The sequence below is a fragment of the Paenibacillus sp. B-A-8 genome (genome assembly GCF_048572915.1).
GTDB lineage: Bacteria > Bacillota > Bacilli > Paenibacillales > Paenibacillaceae > Paenibacillus_AQ.
Map to the genome: position 1 here is coordinate 6,038,491 of NZ_CP183882.1, position 18,248 is coordinate 6,056,738.

At 44.5% G+C, this 18,248-nt stretch carries 18 protein-coding genes; 5 read left to right on the forward strand and 13 right to left on the reverse strand.

What is annotated here, in order from left to right; translation table 11 throughout:
- Positions 1–232 precede the first annotated feature (232 nt).
- From ACN6MV_RS27260 to ACN6MV_RS27270, 3 genes are all read right to left on the reverse strand, one after another.
- The gene (locus tag ACN6MV_RS27260) at positions 233–1,423 is read right to left on the reverse strand and encodes a class I SAM-dependent methyltransferase (protein WP_419886822.1); all 1,191 of its coding nucleotides are present in this window, start codon (positions 1,421–1,423) and stop codon (positions 233–235) included.
- An 82-nt stretch (positions 1,424–1,505) separates the two neighbouring features.
- The gene (locus ACN6MV_RS27265; protein WP_419885256.1) at positions 1,506–2,315 is read right to left on the reverse strand and encodes a PhzF family phenazine biosynthesis protein; all 810 of its coding nucleotides are present in this window, start codon (positions 2,313–2,315) and stop codon (positions 1,506–1,508) included.
- A complete protein-coding gene (locus tag ACN6MV_RS27270) occupies positions 2,315–2,986 on the reverse strand; it encodes a DUF6483 family protein (protein WP_419885257.1) in 672 nt (223 codons plus the stop codon). Before ACN6MV_RS27270 ends, ACN6MV_RS27265 begins: the two co-directional genes overlap by 1 nt.
- 221 nt (positions 2,987–3,207) lie before the next feature.
- On the opposite strand from ACN6MV_RS27270, the gene ACN6MV_RS27275 reads away from it, so the two are divergent.
- Complete coding sequence (locus ACN6MV_RS27275) at positions 3,208–4,509, forward strand: MFS transporter (RefSeq protein ID WP_042131033.1); 1,302 nt, start codon at positions 3,208–3,210, stop codon at positions 4,507–4,509.
- Between the two features lie 125 nt (positions 4,510–4,634).
- Here the strand turns inward: ACN6MV_RS27275 and ACN6MV_RS27280 are convergent, their stop codons facing one another.
- Entirely contained in the window at positions 4,635–5,441 is an 807-nt protein-coding gene (locus ACN6MV_RS27280; protein ID WP_419885258.1) for an alpha/beta fold hydrolase, read from the reverse strand.
- A gap of 90 nt (positions 5,442–5,531) precedes the next feature.
- Positions 5,532–6,059, reverse strand: coding sequence for a spore protease YyaC (yyaC, locus tag ACN6MV_RS27285; protein ID WP_042131035.1), 528 nt, complete (start codon positions 6,057–6,059; stop codon positions 5,532–5,534).
- 143 nt (positions 6,060–6,202) lie between these two features.
- Here yyaC and ACN6MV_RS27290 point away from each other — a divergent pair, with 143 nt between their 5' ends.
- Positions 6,203–6,427, forward strand: a complete 225-nt coding sequence (locus ACN6MV_RS27290) for a DUF1128 domain-containing protein (protein WP_042131036.1) — start codon at positions 6,203–6,205, stop codon at positions 6,425–6,427.
- 82 nt (positions 6,428–6,509) lie between these two features.
- On the opposite strand, the gene ACN6MV_RS27295 is transcribed toward ACN6MV_RS27290, so the two are convergent.
- The 4 genes from ACN6MV_RS27295 to ACN6MV_RS27310 form a co-directional block, all read right to left on the reverse strand.
- Positions 6,510–7,514, reverse strand: a complete 1,005-nt coding sequence (locus tag ACN6MV_RS27295; RefSeq protein ID WP_042131037.1) for an asparaginase — start codon at positions 7,512–7,514, stop codon at positions 6,510–6,512.
- Between the two features lie 362 nt (positions 7,515–7,876).
- Positions 7,877–8,713 (reverse strand): sugar ABC transporter permease, encoded by an 837-nt coding sequence (locus tag ACN6MV_RS27300; RefSeq protein ID WP_076120269.1) that lies wholly within the window; start codon positions 8,711–8,713, stop codon positions 7,877–7,879.
- Positions 8,710–10,017, reverse strand: coding sequence for an ABC transporter permease subunit (locus ACN6MV_RS27305; RefSeq protein WP_419885259.1), 1,308 nt, complete (start codon positions 10,015–10,017; stop codon positions 8,710–8,712). The genes ACN6MV_RS27300 and ACN6MV_RS27305 overlap by 4 nt, the downstream gene beginning before the upstream one ends.
- Before the next feature lie 19 nt (positions 10,018–10,036).
- Positions 10,037–11,371, reverse strand: a complete 1,335-nt coding sequence (locus tag ACN6MV_RS27310) for a maltose ABC transporter substrate-binding protein (RefSeq protein WP_339288147.1) — start codon at positions 11,369–11,371, stop codon at positions 10,037–10,039.
- A 457-nt stretch (positions 11,372–11,828) separates the two neighbouring features.
- On the opposite strand from ACN6MV_RS27310, the gene ACN6MV_RS27315 reads away from it, so the two are divergent.
- From ACN6MV_RS27315 to ACN6MV_RS27325, 3 genes are all read left to right on the forward strand, one after another.
- The gene (locus ACN6MV_RS27315; RefSeq protein WP_419885260.1) at positions 11,829–13,589 is read left to right on the forward strand and encodes a glycoside hydrolase family 13 protein; all 1,761 of its coding nucleotides are present in this window, start codon (positions 11,829–11,831) and stop codon (positions 13,587–13,589) included.
- Between the two features lie 106 nt (positions 13,590–13,695).
- Positions 13,696–14,205: a YtxH domain-containing protein gene (locus ACN6MV_RS27320; RefSeq protein ID WP_076120272.1), complete on the forward strand. Its 510-nt coding sequence runs from the start codon at positions 13,696–13,698 to the stop codon at positions 14,203–14,205.
- Positions 14,206–14,348: 143 nt separating this feature from the next.
- Positions 14,349–14,681, forward strand: a complete 333-nt coding sequence (locus ACN6MV_RS27325; protein ID WP_076120273.1) for a DUF5665 domain-containing protein — start codon at positions 14,349–14,351, stop codon at positions 14,679–14,681.
- Between the two features lie 215 nt (positions 14,682–14,896).
- On the opposite strand, the gene ACN6MV_RS27330 is transcribed toward ACN6MV_RS27325, so the two are convergent.
- The 4 genes from ACN6MV_RS27330 to ACN6MV_RS27345 all read right to left on the reverse strand — a co-directional run bounded on the left by ACN6MV_RS27330 (position 14,897) and on the right by ACN6MV_RS27345 (position 18,243).
- Positions 14,897–15,667 carry a sigma-70 family RNA polymerase sigma factor gene (locus ACN6MV_RS27330; protein ID WP_076120274.1) on the reverse strand — a complete coding sequence of 257 codons (771 nt, stop codon included), beginning with the start codon at positions 15,665–15,667 and terminating at the stop codon, positions 14,897–14,899.
- Positions 15,664–16,116, reverse strand: coding sequence for an anti-sigma B factor RsbW (gene rsbW / locus ACN6MV_RS27335; protein WP_076120275.1), 453 nt, complete (start codon positions 16,114–16,116; stop codon positions 15,664–15,666). The genes ACN6MV_RS27330 and rsbW overlap by 4 nt, the downstream gene beginning before the upstream one ends.
- Before the next feature lie 18 nt (positions 16,117–16,134).
- Positions 16,135–16,473, reverse strand: coding sequence for an STAS domain-containing protein (locus tag ACN6MV_RS27340; protein WP_042131044.1), 339 nt, complete (start codon positions 16,471–16,473; stop codon positions 16,135–16,137).
- A gap of 99 nt (positions 16,474–16,572) precedes the next feature.
- Positions 16,573–18,243 (reverse strand): response regulator, encoded by a 1,671-nt coding sequence (locus ACN6MV_RS27345; RefSeq protein ID WP_419885261.1) that lies wholly within the window; start codon positions 18,241–18,243, stop codon positions 16,573–16,575.
- Between the last annotated feature and the right edge of the window lie 5 nt (positions 18,244–18,248).

Below are 18,248 nucleotides of genomic sequence, written 5' to 3' on the forward strand. Positions count from 1 at the left end.
CTCATTAAAAAAACTATTAAGTTGCAAAAAATACAACTGACCTCTGATATTCGCTACGGCTTCCTAGTTTAATTGCATAATATACAACTATTTTTCGAGAATCCTGCCAGATGAGGACAATTATCCGTTTTTAAGTGTACAGAGTGCAACTAATTCATAGTAAAGCACCTTCAGAGCTTATCTAGCTGCATAAAATACAACTAAACCAATTTACCGCTCCTAAAATGTCGTGTTACCCCTCCACCGAACTTTCACCCGGAAGCAGGTCAGCGCATACGCGCTCAAGATAAGGCTTCGCCCCTATAAAGTCACGGAATGCGGTATATTCACGCCATTTGACGGAGTTATCACCGCCTGAGCTCTTAACGGCGCGGATCAAAATGTTCTTAGGTGTATTCTCCAGGTCGATGAATTCCAGCAGCTGGCTGCTATAGCCCATCATATCGAGTAATTTGGCACGGATGGCATCCGTAGCCAAGGCGGAGAAACGCTCCTTCAGTATCCCATGCGACAACATAGGACTCATTACTTCATTCTCAATCTGTGCGAATAATTCGTGCTGGCAGCAAGGGACAGACAGGATGACGGAGGCCCCCCAGCGTACTGCTTTTTCGAGTGCAGCATCTGTAGCAGTGTCACAAGCATGAAGCGTTATAACCATATCTACCCGATCCAGCTCATTGTACTCGGCAATGTCACCCACAAGGAACTTCAAGTGATCGTAACCGATCTTCGCAGCAAGCTCGTTGCAATGCTCAATGACATCAGCTTTCAAATCTAGTCCTATAATATTGAGATCCCGCTTCTTGCGAACGGTCAGATAGTGATAAAGCGCAAAGGTCAAATACGATTTACCACAGCCAAAATCAACGATCGTCAATGGTCGCCCAGTTGGAAGATCGGTAAGTACATCCTCGACCATCTCCAAGAATCGGTTGATCTGCCGAAACTTATCATATCGTTTAGCAAGCACTTTACCTTCTCTATTCATAATGCCGAGCTCCACGAGAAAGGGTACAGGGTCCCCATCTTCCAGCACATAACGCTTACGGCGATTATGCGCTAGATCCGGCTCTTCTTTTTTAGTGGGAGACTTGGTAAGGATCGATACTTTAAATTTCTTGCTAATCAGTACCTGATAATCCGCTTCTACTGTACATAGCAGACCTTGGCGGAATGTCTCTCTGAATAGAAGAGTCATTTCCTCCGCCGCTAATTCAGCCGGTACGTTACGATGTTCAACCTTTGTACCAATATAAGATGCAAACTGATAATGCAGCTTACCCTTTAGTTCAATAGGTTTAACCTGTACTTTCGTACAAGTCTCCCCTTTATAACGTACTTGACTTAGGGTTGCCATAATCAAAGTACGGTCACTTATCAGTTGTTCAATAAGAGCTGTTAAAGATTCCACAACGCACATCTCACTTTCGGGATTAAAAATGGAGAATCTATGTCTCCTAACCATCATCGTTTCATTATATCACGGCTCTACAAGAGGTATCCTAGCAGGGCTTCACATGCAGCTCTCCACTAACGATAGTTATTGCACGGCCAGACATCTTAATCTGATCTTTGCTTACCTCAAGTTGAAGCAAACCTCCCCGTTCGGAAGCCTGATAGGCGGTCAACTGCGTACTGTTGAGTCGAGTAGCCCAAAAAGGTGCCAGCGCAGTATGCGCTGAGCCTGTGACCGGATCCTCATTTACCCCCATCTTCGGTGCAAAGAACCGTGACACACAATCTATGCCTTCCGTGGAGCTAACTGCAGTTACCGCGAAGGCTCTCCCTTCAAGTCGGGATAAAGCCCCGAAGTCGGGGCTAAGTTCGCGAACTAGGGATTCCTGATCGAGTCGCACAAGCACATTGTCAGCATATAACATAGTTTCCACTATATTTTCCTCTGTAATACCAAGTGCTTCTGTAAGACCTGGAATTGTAGGAGAAGACTTAAGCTCATAAGGCGGAAAGTACAGTGAGATCAGATCACCTGCACGAGAAGCTCTAAGCAACCCGCTGCGTGTATAGAATCTAGCCTCCACATCGGGGTCCAGCAATCCCGCTCCCCACAATACATGTGCACTAGCTAGAGTAGCATGACCACATAAATTAACCTCAGTCTTGGGCGTGAACCAACGCAGGCGATATCCATCATTCTCTGGCCAGAGAAAGGCCGTCTCTGACAAATTCATTTCTGCTGCTGTCTTCAGCATGAATACCTCATCAACTGGATGCTTCAGCAAGCATACTGCCGCCGGGTTTCCTGAATAAGCTTTTCCTGCAAAGGCATCGATAATAAATAAAGGTGTATTCACTAGGCTTCCGACTCCCTCCGAACTTCTGTGATCCGGTTCCACTCTTTCCATCCTTGTTCCACTTCAAGTATAGGAAGCGAGCCTTGTTCCAATTCTTCCGGTGATTTAAGCAGCAGACGTCTGTACAATTGATCGCCTTCCAGCGAGACATTCTCCCCCTGCTCCCATAGTCGGTACAGACTGTCCTCCGCTCTGCTGTAATGCCCGATCGACTCCATATAAACTAGCAGCAGCCGTTCCGTCTTGGCCGGGAGACGATATGCTTTGACTTCCTCCAGGAGTTCATCGATATCAGCTGTCATCTGCAGCAGTTCTCGATCAGCGCCGTGCAAATCTGCGTACAAGTATAAATGCAGTGCCCTCATGCTTCTGAATAGCGCTGCATCATGATCACCGCTAGCAGCATAAATGCTGCCCTCTTCCTTAAGCAGTTTGGCAACACCTTGAAGCTTATCTGACTCCAACACCCCGTTAAAACGGAACATATCTATGATATCTTCTACAGATAGTGAGTTTAAAAGACGTGAGTTCAGTGGAAAATGTCGGTTCAACAGCTCATCAATTTCCCATAAGGCTTCCGTTGTCTTCCGCTCCTGCTTCAGCGTTAGAACCTTTGCAACCATCGCCGTCATATCTTCGATCATCCGGACAATATAGTCTCTTCGGAACATGAACTTCCCCCTTTTCCATACTGTAACTGTAAAGCTTGTGTATCCGGCTATTATATATGTTCTATTCATTTATCTTAAACCATTGCACTACGCTATGCCACTAAAGCAATTATAAGAAAAGGAATGATCAAGACCCTTCTTCTTATTTACACAAAATGCCAAGTTAAAATATACTTGACCCCACCAATCAAGGATGAATACATAGGAGGCAATACCTATTCATGATCTCTGCAAATACTACTGAATCTAAAAGCCGTAACCCATTCCGGGGATTCGCTGCTCCATTTGCCGAATCACGTGCTTTCCCTTTTCTATGGCTAGGTCACTTGATTTCATTTCTAGGAAGTTCAGTTACGATGGTTATTTTACCTGTCTTAGTCTATTCCTTAACTGGATCTACAACGATTATGGGCATCGTAATGGCCGTCTACATGCTGCCAAATATAATAATGCTTCCTATCTCTGGCCATATCGTAGACCGCTATGACCGTGTAAAGATTATGATGCTGGCTGATATTGCTCGGTTCTTAATCATGCTGGCAACTGCCGCTCTTTCTTTGATCGGGGTTTTGACAATCCCGCTTCTACTTGTATTGGTAGGCTTTTATGGTTTGCTTGATGGTCTGTTTCAACCTGCTTATGCAGCAGTCCGTGCAACAATCTTCACGCCAAATATTCGTGTTGCCGCTAATGCGCTAACTCAAATGACTACTCAGACCGTACGCCTTATTGGTCCTGCCCTTGGCGGGATATTGATTACTCATTTATCGGCAGGTGTAGGATTTGGGATGGATGCTTTTACTTACTTAATGTCCCTAGTCTGTCTGATTTATTTACGAAAAGTACTACTAAACAAATCAAATTCTGAAATAGCTAAGCCCCCTACATCATCTATTGCACAGCCCTTGGAATCTTCTCCGAATTGGAAACAGGATTTCATGGAGGGGATCGCGGTATTGCGGAGTCAGCCTTGGTTGTGGATTACGATTTTGGCTTTTTCATTCATCAACATTTGTTATGCCGGTATTACAAGTATTCTTGTACCTTGGCTTTTTAAAGTGCATCATGGCTGGGAGCCCTATATTTATGGACTTGCAGTCACTTTCTCAGGAGTAGGTGCGATTATTGGAGGACTGCTGTTCGGCATGAGACCCAAGTGGAATCATCGAGGGTTCATGGCTTACGGAGGTGCTTTCCTAAGCGGTCTGGCGCTACTACTTCTCCCCTTTGCTCCGAACGCCATTAGCGCAATTGCCCTATTTGCTCTCGAAGGCTTCGGTCTAATGATCTTTGGGCTCATTTGGGAGATTAGTCTGCAAGAGCTCGTACCTCAGGAAGCATTCGGCCGTGTTGCTAGTCTAGATCTGCTAGGCTCCTTCGCGTTGCTGCCCATTGGGTATATCCTTGTAGGTTGGTTGGCTGACCTCATTGGAGGCGTAACAACCATAGCTATCTTTGCCGGACTAGGAATGACATGTATTGGGGTGGTGTTAAGCGTTCCCTCCATCCGCAAATTTCAATAGTCTCCCAAGATGAAACGACGTTGTCGTACTTTAGAGATATAATAAATTATTTTTCAGAAAAAGAGGCAGCCCACGCCAGTTACTTTGACGCGGAGCTGCCTCTTTTTGAATTATTATTTCAGCGATCACGAATGACTGTTAATACTACCCGTAGCTTGGGTGAATTCCTTGATAACCTCAGCTAGCCGTTCAGGAGCTTCAAACAGGCTCATGTGGCCTGCTCCAGAAATCGTAGCTTGCGTTATATTTGGTTTATCCGAAGTGAAGGTGCGCTCCGCAGGAATCAGTTCATCCTGCTCGCCAGCAACAAGTAGTACCGGCAACGTGGTAGCTGTGATCACATCACGTCGATCCGGACGCTCGCGCATCGCCAGTGCAGCTCCCGCTGCTCCTTGTGGAGGTGTTTTGTAACCAATTTCTTTTGCTCGCTCCAGCAAGTGCGGTGATGTAGAAGCGGTTGCTTTAGCAAAAATCCCCGGGACAAAGCTGTCCACAAAAGGAGTAATACCTTCATTTTGAATCCTGCTGACACTTTTCAATCGATTCTCCCGAGCTTCTTCACTATCCGGATATGCCGTAGAATGGATTAATCCGAAGCCCTTCAATCGAGAGGCATACCGCTGCGCGAACGAAAGTGTAATATATCCACCAAGTGAATGTCCCAGCATGGTGCATTCAGAAATTTCCAGTGTATCTAACAAGCCCAGAACATCGTCTGCCATTTGTTCAATAGTATAGGGGCCTAGTGGAGCCTCAGAAGGTCCATGACCACGTAAATCGGGAGCAATCACTCGGTAGTCGCTGCTTAAGATGGGAATGACTTGTTCCCAGTATTCAGCACTTCCACAAAAGCCATGCAGTAATACAATAACCTCGCCTTTCCCCTGATCGCTATAGCAAATATTGCTTCCGTCACAACGTACTCTTTCCATGGCTGCTTCCCTCTTTCCAAAATACTAAGATATATTAACTAATATCTATTATTAAGCAAAACAGCTCTCCTTGAAACCGGCATCGTATTCTTAATACCCAATTCCAAACCCTTTTGCTGCTGCGGCGGCAATTTGTTCAGCCATAACCATAACTCTATGTAGTGGAGTCGTCTGCAGCGTCCGATAGGGTTTTGGACCGTTGATATCTACAATCGCCGCCAAGCTATAATGCCCCACTGCGGGAAGGCAAGCCCCCACTGATTGTGCTGGCTGAAGCGGCTCATTCGAAACGAAGAAATAACCGAGAGCTACTGGTGGTCCTAGGCAGGCATCCACAGCAATAATGATATGCTCCGATGGAATCTCAGCTACTCTGGCCATCAAGTTATCTGCATCGCAAGGAGATGGCAACGTACCGATTACGTGTGGAAAGCCATATTCCAGAAGTTTGCTCCCTGTTAACGGACCGAGGGCATCACCTGTAGAACGATCCGTTCCGATACACAGAAATGTGACTTTCTCAGCGGAATGCAGTGCAGCAATTTCCATAAAAAAGGACACTAATCCTACATCGTCCAATTTGCTTCGTTTTCCGCTTCCTTGTTCTCTAATTGCCAATCCCTTTCCTCCCTTCGATGATATTTTTGATTTCATGCCTTTAATTTAACATGATTTCTGTGGGCTCGACAAAAAAATGGTGATCAAGCTCACAATCATGGTAAAATACATGGATCAGTATACAGAGAGGATGTTAATAACCAATGGATTTAACACAACCTAGTCAGGAAAATGTTGAATATATGATCGAGGCCATCAAGAACAAGCTGAAAATGGCTAGTGCTGCAGCGATGCAAGCCTCTGCTTTTTCAGTAGATAAATATGAGGATATCTTCGATGTCTATGAGGTAGCCATGAGCAGCGATAGACTCAGTATTTCTCAGGTGGAAGCGCTCGTCTCTGAACTCGGACGCCTACGTCAGAAATAATTGTTCTGCAGGTAAAAAAAGAGCCTCTCGCTTACGTATCCAGAGGATGGATACGTAGTCGAGAGGCTCTTTCCCTATGCGCTTATTTTATGAAATGAAGCTGGAATTCTGTATCGGCATGGCCTACCCGTGTACCACCGTCATTGTAGATCACACCTGAAAATGCATGACGCAGCTTTTCCAAAGTATTTTTCTGACTGTATCCAATCTGATTTAGAATCCCCTGTACAATAAGTCCCCACTCTTCTTCTGATCCATCCAGAATCTTAAAGGCAATACCCAGTCGTTCACGGCGCAAGCCGAAGCAATATACGCCCTTAAATCCACCCTTAGCAATAATATTGTCATCTTCTAAAAGAATTGAATCGAGTCGTCCGTGACCAGAAACCATTTCCGGATGTGCATTCATCGCCGCCGTGATCGTAGAAACCGCCTTGCGGGTAGCCTCGTCAGCAATTAAATGAGGATTGGCTAATTTCAAATACGCGGTCGCCAAAGCTGTCAAAGGCATAGCAAATACCGGCAGACCGCATCCGTCCGTACCTAGGCCAATACTATCTGGGGCTACGCCAGCCATATAAGCAATGGTATCTATAATCTCACGCTGAACCGTTTGCTCCGGCTGTGAGTATTCCTCAAGCGGCAGCCCTTTGAGCTTACTATACGATAAAATCCCCATATGCTTACCTGCACAGTTATGATAGAACTTTCTTTTGCCCGCGCCGCGAATGGCATTCTCTCTACTCGTATAATCCAGAGGATAGCTTGTGGCACATATCATTTGTTGCTCATCGATGCCAATCTTGGTGGAAATGCTCTCAAGCGCAGCAACATGATAGCTCTCTCCACGGTGCGAAGCAGTCATTAGGGCAATCTCAGCGGGTGTAAAACCATAATGCTCCGCGATTCCTCCACGTATGCCTGGAATAGCCTGAAGTGGTTTGGCCGCTGAACGAGTAAAGGATACAAACTCAGGATCACCTGCATATCCCTTCACATCACCATTTTCTCCTACGATGGCAATATGTCCACTATGAACACATTCCAGCAAATCTGACCGATATTCTCGTACTAATACTGTTTCCATTATATTTCTCCTCTTTTCTCATGGTGCTCTATAACTCACAAGGATTTATCAGGATTCTACATTAATTAATGCTAGAAAATAACCCCGTGCTCCGGGGATTTATTTGTACAGACATACTCCCTTAAGTGTTAGTTCCATGAGGAATTCTACTCCTATTTTCATCATTCTTCAATCCTCTCCACACTAAGAAGATTTTAGTAACCACCCAAAATCAATTCCATAAGCAATAAATTCTAATGACAGGTACACAGCATGCAGCTTTCAAAATTAAAAAACCACTCCCTCCTCAGATTCTTACTCTTCTGAAAAGGAAGTGGTTTTCATGGAATTCAGTACTGCTGTAAAGAGGAGCACAAATCGATCTATCCCTTGCTTGCACCCGCGGTCAGACCATCCACCAAAAAACGCTGAAGGAAAATGAACAGCAGCGTGACCGGCAGAGCAACCAGCACCGCTCCAGCGGCGAACAACGTGAATTCGGTCGAGTTGCTTTGATTCACCATCCGGAAAAGCCCGACAGCTAGCGTCCTCGTCTCTTCCGTACGTAATACAAGGTCAGCGAAAATGAAATCCACAAAGCAGCCGTTAAATATCATTAGACTGGCATAGGTAAGCATTGGTTTGGACAGCGGGATCATTATAGAGAGAAAAACTTTCATATGGCTCGCCCCGTCCATCCGCGCAGCATCTTCCAGACTTTTTGGAATGGTATCAAAAAAACCTTTAGCCACAAATACATTCGTGATAATGGCCCCGCTGCTGTATACAAGCACAAGCGCCCAGTGGGAATTCAGCAGCCCAAGTGTATTCAGCAGCACGTAAACTGCAATCATAGCCATAAATCCCGGAAACATTTGTAGAACTAGGAGCGCGGTCAGTGTCGTTTTTCTGCCCGTGAATCGATAACGAGAGATGGCATACGAAGTTAACAGCAGCAGAAAGGTACCAAGTAGCGTAGACAGCACTGCAACCTTTAGCGTATTCATGAACCATATCAAATATTTAGTCTGTTCAAACAGTTCCTTGTAATGAATGATGGTAAATTGTTTAGGAATCAAAGAGTCACTGAACAGGCTGTTTCCTGTCTTGAAAGAAGACATAATAATCCAGAAAGCCGGGAAAAGACTAATAAAACTAAGTACAATTAGCAGCAAATGGGTTCCAATCGTTTTTAACGCTTCCGACAGTTTTGGCTTCATGCAATCATATCCTCCTCTTTGTAGGATCGCGTTCGGCGGTAGCTCCAAATGGAGAAGGTCGCGACCAGCAGGAAGATGACAATTCCGATGACAGAGGCAAAGCTGTACTGTGACTGGTTAAGCGCCAGTTTGTAGAGCCAAGTCACCAGTAGATCGGTATGGCCCGCGTACTGGTAATTAGGATTAACCGGTTCTCCATTTGTCATTAGATAAATGACGTTAAAGCTGTTAATGTTACCGGCAAACTGCATGATCAGGATAGGGGCGGTAGCGAACAACACCATGGGTAGTGTGACCATGCGAAATTTGTAGAATGCCCCAGCGCCATCCACTTCAGCCGCTTCGTACATATCTCTTGGAATCGTTGTCAGTACCCCAAAGGCTAAAATCATGGTAACGGGAATCCCGATCCACATATTAGCCAGAATAACTGTAACCTTGGCCCAGAACGGATCGGTCAGCCATGCCACCCCGTCCAGTCCCATAGCTCTTAAATAACTATTAATCGGTCCAAACTGATTATTGAACATATTGCGCATAACGAGCAGAGAAATCATATTAGGGATGGCGAAGGGAACGATCAGAAGAGTGCGCCAAAGCTTTTTACACCGAACACGGGGTTGGTGAATAAGCACAGCAACGAGCACTCCCCCAATGTAAGTCGTCACGGTGGCAATTACCGCCCAGATCAGTGTCCAAGTTAGCACGCCGCTAAAGGTAGAACTCCAAACATCCAGACTAAGCATCTTCTTAAAATTTCCGAATCCTACCCAATCCACCAGATGCGCGGGCGGAAGAATCGGGTCAGCATAGTTCGTAAATGCCAAGAGCACTGAAAAAACTAGCGGTAATATTGTCAGAAAAACTACAGCTACAAAAGGTATCGCGAGTACGAGATATGCGAAATTCCTGCGGCCCATATGTCTGAGCGACTCAACAAATGAATGAATAGGCTCCTTCCCTTCCCGCGCAGCTCCAACCAGGAAGGCATCTCTAATATTCAGGACATGAAAGGCTGAGTAAAAGAGCAATGCCAATAAAGCTATCAAACCGTCAATCATCATAAAAATGGAGTGATCACCTTCCACCATCCGGGTCAGCTTCCCAACCTTCACCATACGGCTAGGAAATTCACCAAGTGTGCTCAAACCACGTAAATAACCAATCAGATCATGAAAGATAAAATAAATCCCGATAGACCCCACCAGCAGAAATACCAATCCTTTTAGCCACTGGCGGTTATAGAACTGGCCCAGTCCCGGAACGACTACCGAGAGTAACGCTGCGCCTGTTTTTTTGTGCATAGGTCAAATCACCCGTCCTTTACTTCGACGCCAGATCAGCTTGAATCGTTGAAACCGTCTGATCTAGTGTCTTCTTGACATCAAGACTTGGGTCGTTCCACAGGGATACAAATGCTGCCTTTAGCGGGTCCCAGACAGATTTGATTTCCGAAATGGAAGGCATCGGCACAGAGTGTTGGAACTGCTCGAAGATTCCACTGATAATTGGATCATTTTTGATTTGCGGCGCTTCTCCAGCTTCAATGCTCGCTGGAATGGCCCCCGTCATTTCAAAGTTTTTGAGCTGATTCTCCTTGCTGCTCGCAAAATTTGCGAACAAGCGGCCAGCGATTGGATAAGCCGTATAGGAATTAACATAATACGATTTGACCCCAGAAAAAGAAATGCTGTCCTGTCCGTCAGGTCCCTTTGGAAGTGGCGCCACACCCAGGTTCACATGATCCTTGAATGCCGATATGGACCAAGGCCCGTCAATGTTCATCGCCAGCTTACCTTCCTGAAACAATTGGGTTTTAACGTCATAGGTGATGTCCCCCGCATTCAATGGCAGAATTCCTTTTAAGCTCTGAAGAAAGGTAAATCCTTTGACAGTACCTTCGTTATTTAATCCGATATCCTTGGTATTTGTATTGTTATCACCGTAGATGTATCCGCCGAAGCTGCCGATGAATGGATAACTGTAATACCCTACGAATTCCCACATGATCGCAAATTTGTTCTCCTTCGGCTTGTTATACGTGTTGGCAAAAGCAACCACATCATCCCAGGTTTTTGGAGCCTCAGGGATCAGGTCCTTGTTGTAGAAAAGTGCATAGGTCTCTACCGATTTAGGATAGCCGTACAGGATGCCGTCATAAGTCGATGCTTGAATCGCTGTCTCCACCATCGTTGATTTCGTCTCTTCCTCAAACACATCATTAGGCAACAGTAGCCCCGCTTTTACAGCCTGACCGATCTGGTCATGCGGAAGAGTCAGCACATCGGCAGCTAGTTTGGACGGGCCGTCCGTTGCCAGCCTTGCACCCTGATCTCCACCCGCCAACTCTTCAACCGTGACTGGAACGCCGTATTTTTTTTCGAAATCAGCGGCCAACTGCTTCATGTATTCAACCTGCTCCTTGGCTTCCCAGACCATCAATTTGGCCCCCGCTTCCGGTTTCAACTCCTCTTCGGCGGGATCTGTCTGATTTGTGGTTCCCCCCGGCTCGTTTACTGCAGAATTCGGGCTTGAGTTCGGCTCTGCCGTAGAGTTGCCATTGCCTGAACTGCAAGCCGTAACCGTCAAAGCTAACAGCAGACTCAGGACCAAACTAAATGACACCGTTTGCATTTTAGAACGTCTACTCTTCTTCATTTGCTCATCTCCCCTTTATTCTTGAGTGATCAGACCTAACACACATAGAAAAAAGAAGCATACAAAAAAGGTACAACCTCATTTGCACAAAGTGCCGAGGTTGTACCCTGTCAGGTAACATTGCCTTTAATTTGTATGCGTGTTATGAAAAATCAAGTTCATTCGCCCTCATTCTATAATACCCATAATTTGGATTGCAATAAGAATATAGACCCAAACGGGACGATTTAATAATGTTTTTCAGGTTCTTCCTTATATTTTCTCTTTATTTCAACTGCATACTTAATATTCCATATCGTGGATTTATGTGAAATTATCTCTTGCTTTGATCTTGAGGGATATGATAAGATTCAGACAAAATTTAAAGGCAATGAAACCGCCAAGGGTTCAACCTCTGAAAATCATGAGGTTGAACCCTTTTTTGCGTTTACTTGCCGCGAAGGGATGGAAATTGAATATGATTCAACCAGAAGCCGTTTATCATCGTATGGGGCAAAATTGGTCTTATGCCTACAATGAGTCTACACTGCATATTCGCATTAGAACTAAACGTGATAATGTGTCCCGGATCGATCTTTTCTGCGGAGATAAATACGGGTGGGATAAAACCCATGAGATCATTCCTATGCAGATCCTTGCTTCTGATAGCTTATTCGATTATTGGCAGGCTGCGGTCCGTCCTATTTATCGCAGACTCACTTATTACTTTGGACTTTATGATGGAGATAAGGTCCTTTATTATTTGGAAAAAGGCTTCTTCTTAGAACCTCCAGTAATTATATATGAAGGCCTATTCGACTTTCCTTTTTTAAACCGTGAAGATGTACACTCCCCTCCAGCATGGGTGAAGGATGCAGTATTTTATCAAATATTCCCGGAGCGTTTCGCAAATGGTGACCCTACCAATGATCCGGCAGATGTGCTGGAATGGGGTGGCACGCCGAGTCCGCGGAATTTCTTCGGAGGCGACTTGCAAGGTGTGCTAGATCATTTAGATTATCTCTGTGAACTGGGCATCACTGCTATATATTTCAATCCTATATTTGAGGCAACTACCAATCATAAATATGACACAAAGGATTATTTCTTGGTGGACCCTCACCTGGGAACCAACGCATTGCTAAAAGAACTTGTAGACGCCTGTCATTCCAAAGGCATTCGCGTCATTCTAGACGGTGTCTTTAATCATTGCGGCCATACCTTCCCTCCATTTGCTGATCTGCTCGCCAATGGGCAATCTTCTCGTTACGCTGACTGGTTTCATGTACGGGAGTGGCCACCACAGGTTGTCGACAAAGTTCCTACCTATGACACGTTTGCTTTTGAGCCTATCATGCCAAAACTCAATACTGAGAATCCTGAGGTCATTGAATATCTTCTGAATGTTGGTCGCTATTGGATTGAGGAAATTGGTATAGATGGCTGGCGGCTTGATGTCGCGAATGAAGTCTCGCATACATTCTGGCGACAATTCCGTAATACGATCAAAAGCATTAATCCAGAAGCCTATCTTGTAGGAGAAATTATGCATGATTCCTTGCCGTGGCTTCTTGGTGATCAATTCGACGCTGTAATGAATTACCCGCTAACCAATATTCAGATTAATTTCTTCGCTCACGGACAAATCAATGCTGCACAATTCTCTCTATCGATTGCTACTATGCTAGCGAATTACCCTCAGCACATTACAGAGGCTACCTTCAATCTATTAGACAGTCATGATACAACTCGTTTCCTGACCCTTTGCGGCGGTGATGTCCGAAGATTAAAGCTGGCTGTTTTGTTCCAGATGACCTTTCAAGGAGCACCATGCATTTACTATGGCGATGAAATCGGTATGGAAGGTAGTTATGACCCAGATAACCGAAAATGTATGGAGTGGGACCCCCAGAAACAGAATAAAGAACTATTCAAATTCTACCGCTGGACGATTGAACTTCGTAAATCACATACAGCATTCCGGAATAGCGGCTTTAAATCGCTGGACATCCCTGATCACCCAAGGCTGCTTGTATATGAGCGTTGGGACGAACATGGCCGTTTCTTAATCGTGCTCAACAATGAAGACTTGATAGTCGACGCCAAGATTCCCTGCCCTGTGGTGCACTCTATATGGGTAAACCTAGAGACGCAGAAACGTACAGAAACTATCACCTCATGTCTCTATTTGAATCTGCCTGAATTCGGCTACGCAGTGCTCCAAGCGGTTCATCATTAGTCCATAATAAGCGTCTCTCGCAATCTACGCCTTGCTTATCCATTGTTTCAGCCTATACTCCATAGTTTATATACGAAGTAAGATAACTTATAAGGAGTGATTGGTGATGAGTAACGTAGAACATAAAGTAGAGCATGAAGTAGAAAACGGAAGCAACTTTTTCAAGGGCATCTTTATTGGTAGTTTAATAGGCGCTGCAGCTGCTCTATTATTTGCACCAAAACCCGGTCGTGAAATGCGCAGTGATCTGTCTGACAAACTTACACTTGCTACTGACAAAACAAAAGAAGTTGCCGGTGTAGTAACTGACAAAACCAAAGCCATTGCCACAACAGTAGGTGAAAAGGCAACCGACCTGGCTAGTACAGTTTCAGTTAAAGCCACGGATATCTACACTACGGTCAGTGACAGCAAACAGCAAATTGCCGCCACCCTTCAAGAAGCAGGCAGCAAAATTGGTGACACTGTAAGTGAAGCCTCAAATAATGTAGCCTCTGATGTTAAAGATGCTTCTAAAGAAGTGGCTGACGAAGCCAAAGCATCCTCTAAAGAAATTGCTGATGAGGCTAAAGATGCGAAAGAGGATGTTAAATCTTCTTATAAATCCAGTTATTAAACTGCGGCCATTACACAGCTTTATCAAACAACAGCCAGCTGTCCGCAGCTGGCTGTTGTTTAGTTATACCTTTAATAACGTTTCAGCGGTTCAACTAATACTTAATGAATGCCCATTTGGGCCACAGAAAGCAGGGATGCTGCATGGGAGAATCAAATAGCCAAACAAAAGCATATGAAATTGATGAACATCCTTTTGAGCTACGACATGAAGTAAAACGCCTAAACCATCGCCTCGATAAGATTGCTGAATCACTGGAAAAATCAGAATTCAAAGATATTCTCGATAATTACTCCGATCCCAAAAAAAGAATCATCACAAACTTGATGGCCGGCATCTCCCGAGGTCTCGGACTGTCGCTCGGAACATTCGTAGTCCTTGGTGTACTAGGCTATATTCTTAGCCTGTTTCTTGATGTTCCTGTGATCGGTGAGTACCTTGGCGAGATCAAAAAATACATCGATGCAAATAGCTAACAGATGGGTTATCTATCGCCCATCTATCACCTCTCTCTCTTCCCCCGCTTGACCGTCTATCCTTTAGGGTTAGACGGTCAAGCGGGGGAAGAGCTTTGTAAAAACATAAAACACAAATAAAGGACATGCTATTCTCCAGGTACGGAGAGAGGCATGTCCTTATCGTCGAAAAGTGGCGTTCAAATCAAAGTAATGTTTATTACACATAAAGGAGCTCAATAGGATGAGTTGGCCATAATCTGCTTTAACTTCTCAGTGGCCCGCTTCTGTATCCGTGAAACGCTCATCTGTGAAACCCCCAGCTTCTGAGCGATTGCCCGCTGGGATTGACCATCTTGGAAGGCTAGAAGCAACACTTGCTGCTCTTGCTCCTTCAATTGCCCTAGTGCTTGCTGAAGATCCATTCGTTTCTCTACAGTCTCGTAATCGTTCGCATCAGAGCTGATAAGCTCTCCTAGCGTAGCTCCGGTCTCCTCTTGGGAAAGCGGTGAATCAAGAGATACGTAATGGTAACATTCTCTACCTGCCAGTACTTCTACAGTTTCTTCAACAGACAGATCAAGATAATGAGCAATCTCATCGACTGCAGGTGAACGTTCGAGCTTAACTGTTAGTTCATCAATCGCGTGTTGAACAAGCGCTCCCTTTTCTTTAATCCGTCTAGGAACCTGTATGTACCAAGATTTATCACGAAGATAATTCTTCATATGTCCAATCATGCTTTTCATCGCATAGGGCTCAAAAGGGATTCCGAGACTGATATCATATTGCTGCAGTAACCGGATGAGCGCCATTTGCCCGACCTGATATAAATCCTCATACAGATCGGGGCGATTACGGGAAATTTTCCCAGCAGCCATTTTTACCATAGGCTCATATTTCTGAATCAGCAACGTCGCCTGATCGTTATCCTTGGACTGCTGATACTCCCAAATTTGGGTGACTGCTTCATTCATGGACTCGGGGGGAGTCACTTTGTCACTCATACTTTCTCCTCGCTAAAATTAAGGTGCTTCTTCAAAGTTACCACCGTCCCTTTTCCGGCTTCACTTACGACGCTTACGTCGTCCATCAACGCTTGCATCAAGTAGAACCCTAACCCACCAACTTGAACGTCACTTAATTCCTTATCATGCAGTGTCATACGTTCATTAGAATTGTCCAATCCGTCAAAGCTCTCCCCTTCGTCTTTGACTGTAATGGATAAGGAGCTTTCTTCTACCTCAAAGATTACATCTACCATTCCGTCTTTTTGGCCGTAAGCGTACAATACGGAGTTGTTACACGCTTCGGATACAGCCACTTTCATGTCTTCGATATCCTCATAGGTGAAACCCATTTTCGAGGCAATGCCGTATAAATTCAACCTAACAATATCCACATACTCTGCGCTAGCAGGCAACTGAAGAATTACTTTTTGCACATCATCACTCATTCTTTGTTCTATCCTTTCCTAGTGGGAATTCTCTTGGGAGGCAAAAAACTTGGAAATACCAGTCATATCAAACAGCTTCTGAATTTGTGGAGGAACATCCTCAACCATAAACTTAACGTCCATTCCTTGTCTTGACTTCAAGATCGAAAGTAGAATACCAATCCCTGTGCTATCGATGTATTTTAATTCCTTAAGATTAATAACTAAATCTAGTTTGGTATCTCCTACAAGCGGCTCCATCACCAGGCGGAAATCGGAAGCAACTGATAAATCAAGTTCACCACTCAGGAAAACGGTGCATACATTCCCTTTAGTTTCTGTCTTCGCATGGAACTTGTTACTTTTATGCGTATTCATTAGACGATCTCTCCTGAACAAATATTTTCTATATTAATAACCTTAATGATATACCTTTGAATCAAATAACGTTAAAAAAACCAATTGGTAAATACTAGATTACGCCTGGAAAATAGATATATCAGGTTCAACTATTACATTGTCATTGCTAGAATATCGAGAAATCATTTGTTTTATACTACTCATCTTCAGCGGTTTGCTGATGTAATCATCCATTCCTGAGGCCTTACAGCGATTCTGAATTCCCTCCATGACGTTCGCCGTCATTGCAATAATAACGGTCTTCTTGGCAGCAGGACCACCCTCTCGCCGAATTTGAGCGGTCGCCTCCAAGCCATCCATCACTGGCATTTGAAGATCCATAAAGATAAAATCATAAGGATGCTTAATCGCCATTTCCACAGCCTGTTGTCCATCTTCAGCCATATCCGCCGCATAGCCCAGCTTATCCAGCATACTGACCATTAGACGCTGATTAATCGGATGGTCATCTACAACAAGGATTCTGCTTCTCCCCTCTTGATTGGGAACAGGTTGCATGGATTCCTCTTCTTGATAACCGCCTATCAAATCTTCTCCTGGCATAGAAGCCTGAATCGTAAAGATAAAGGTAGCTCCCTTTTCCTCCATCGATTCTACCCGGATTTCTCCGCCCATCATTCCGACAAGAGATTTACATATAGCTAGTCCCAGACCTGTTCCCCCATATTTCCGTGTCATAGAAGAATCAAGCTGCGAGAAGGGTTCAAATAATCGGTCACATTTCTCCGGAGAAATCCCAATTCCTGTATCCATGATCGTGAATTCAACTTCCATCTTATGATCAACAATGCTCTTAATCGAGGCGACTAGATACACCCCACCTTGATTTGTGAATTTAACGGCATTAGCGATTAGATTAATTAAAACTTGGCGTAAGCGAGCCATATCTCCATATAAAAGTCTAGGCAATTTCTGATCAATAAAATACGCGAGTTCCAGGTTCTTCTTTCCCGCTTCAATCGAAAAGAGGCTGAACACCTCTTGAATACAATTTCGGAGTTCAAACAAATGCTCTTCGACTTCCATTTTTCCGGATTCCATTTTAGTAAAATCAAGAATATCGTTAATAACTGTAATCAATGTGTCAGCACTTTTCCGAATAATCTCCGAGTATTCCTTTTGCTCTGGCGTAAGATCCGTCTCCATTAATAGATCAATCATGCCAACTACGCCGTTCATAGGTGTACGAATCTCATGACTCATCATAGCTAGAAATTCCGACTTTGCTTTGGAGGCAATCTCCGCCTCTTCTTTTGCCTTGATAAGCTCACTATTAATGATTTCCAGTTCTTTCGTCTTTTGCTGCAGCAGCATGGTTTGAGTCTGATGCTTCTTGCTCGTGATGTACATTTCGACAAAGCCTTGTATCTTAGAGTTCAAGATTTGTGGAATGAAAGGCTTGACCATATAATCAATAGCCCCTGCCGAATAGCCCGCGAATAAATGCTCCGCTTCTTTGCTATTGGCAGAGATAAAAATAATCGGAATTTCTTTCGTTTTCTCTCTGGCCTTGATCAATTTTGCAGTTTCAATTCCATCCATACCCGGCATCTGTACATCTAGTACAATGACAGCAAAATCATACCTTAACAAACAGCGCAACGCTTCTTCACCGGAGGTAGCTTTAATTAGCTCGTAATGCTGGCTCTCAAGCACCGCCTCCAGCGCCAGCAAATTTTCAGGACGGTCGTCTACTAGTAGTATATGAATTGGTTCTTGAAACCCCATAGGAC

Coding starts and splice junctions, on each gene's coding strand:
- ACN6MV_RS27260 (WP_419886822.1), bottom strand. CDS start 1,423: ATGTGCGTTGTGGAATCTTTAACAGCTCTTATTGAACAACTGATAAGT.
- ACN6MV_RS27270 (WP_419885257.1), bottom strand. CDS start 2,986: ATGTTCCGAAGAGACTATATTGTCCGGATGATCGAAGATATGACGGCG.
- ACN6MV_RS27275 (WP_042131033.1), top strand. CDS start 3,208: ATGATCTCTGCAAATACTACTGAATCTAAAAGCCGTAACCCATTCCGG.
- ACN6MV_RS27280 (WP_419885258.1), bottom strand. CDS start 5,441: ATGGAAAGAGTACGTTGTGACGGAAGCAATATTTGCTATAGCGATCAG.
- ACN6MV_RS27290 (WP_042131036.1), top strand. CDS start 6,203: ATGGATTTAACACAACCTAGTCAGGAAAATGTTGAATATATGATCGAG.
- ACN6MV_RS27295 (WP_042131037.1), bottom strand. CDS start 7,514: ATGGAAACAGTATTAGTACGAGAATATCGGTCAGATTTGCTGGAATGT.
- ACN6MV_RS27300 (WP_076120269.1), bottom strand. CDS start 8,713: ATGAAGCCAAAACTGTCGGAAGCGTTAAAAACGATTGGAACCCATTTG.
- ACN6MV_RS27305 (WP_419885259.1), bottom strand. CDS start 10,017: ATGCACAAAAAAACAGGCGCAGCGTTACTCTCGGTAGTCGTTCCGGGA.
- ACN6MV_RS27310 (WP_339288147.1), bottom strand. CDS start 11,371: ATGAAGAAGAGTAGACGTTCTAAAATGCAAACGGTGTCATTTAGTTTG.
- ACN6MV_RS27315 (WP_419885260.1), top strand. CDS start 11,829: ATGATTCAACCAGAAGCCGTTTATCATCGTATGGGGCAAAATTGGTCT.
- ACN6MV_RS27320 (WP_076120272.1), top strand. CDS start 13,696: ATGAGTAACGTAGAACATAAAGTAGAGCATGAAGTAGAAAACGGAAGC.
- ACN6MV_RS27325 (WP_076120273.1), top strand. CDS start 14,349: ATGGGAGAATCAAATAGCCAAACAAAAGCATATGAAATTGATGAACAT.
- ACN6MV_RS27330 (WP_076120274.1), bottom strand. CDS start 15,667: ATGAGTGACAAAGTGACTCCCCCCGAGTCCATGAATGAAGCAGTCACC.
- rsbW (WP_076120275.1), bottom strand. CDS start 16,116: ATGAGTGATGATGTGCAAAAAGTAATTCTTCAGTTGCCTGCTAGCGCA.
- ACN6MV_RS27340 (WP_042131044.1), bottom strand. CDS start 16,473: ATGAATACGCATAAAAGTAACAAGTTCCATGCGAAGACAGAAACTAAA.
- ACN6MV_RS27345 (WP_419885261.1), bottom strand. CDS start 18,243: ATGGGGTTTCAAGAACCAATTCATATACTACTAGTAGACGACCGTCCT.